This is a genomic window from Variovorax sp. 01T432 (assembly GCF_056398605.1).
Genome location: NZ_JBFTPS010000172.1, coordinates 1 through 390, shown reverse-complemented (window position 1 = coordinate 390; position 390 = coordinate 1). Strand labels below are relative to the sequence as shown.

General features: G+C 61.3%; 1 protein-coding gene. It reads left to right on the top strand.

The window, feature by feature from the left end:
- On the top strand, positions 1 to 305 hold a 305-nt coding region (locus AC1DNF_RS35845; protein WP_478153696.1), incomplete at its 5' end, for an ATP-binding protein.
- Positions 306 to 390 lie beyond the last annotated feature (85 nt).

Here is a 390-nt window from a genome sequence, read left to right as displayed (position 1 = left end):
TGTCACTCCTGATCATTGACGACTTCGGCCTCAAGCCTCTTCGCCCGCCGGCCGATGAAGATCTGCATGAGCTCATGGCCGAGCGGTACGAGAGTGCTGCCACCATCGTGACCAGCAACCTTGATCTCACCGAGTGGGACCAGGCCTTCCCGGCGAACAAGCTGCTGGCCAGCGCAACGCTGGACCGCATGCGCCACAACGCCTATTGCCTGGTGCTCGACGGCAAGAGCTACCGGGCCCCGCGCCAACTGCCGGCTGTGATCCGCCAGCGTCTTGCCAGTGAGGCCAAAACCGCTCAAGCTTGAGACCTTCGATGGTGCCCTTCAACCTCGTTAGAGCCGGCTCCAATATGCCGAAAACTGGTGGCTCCATTACGCCGAAAGGTGACAG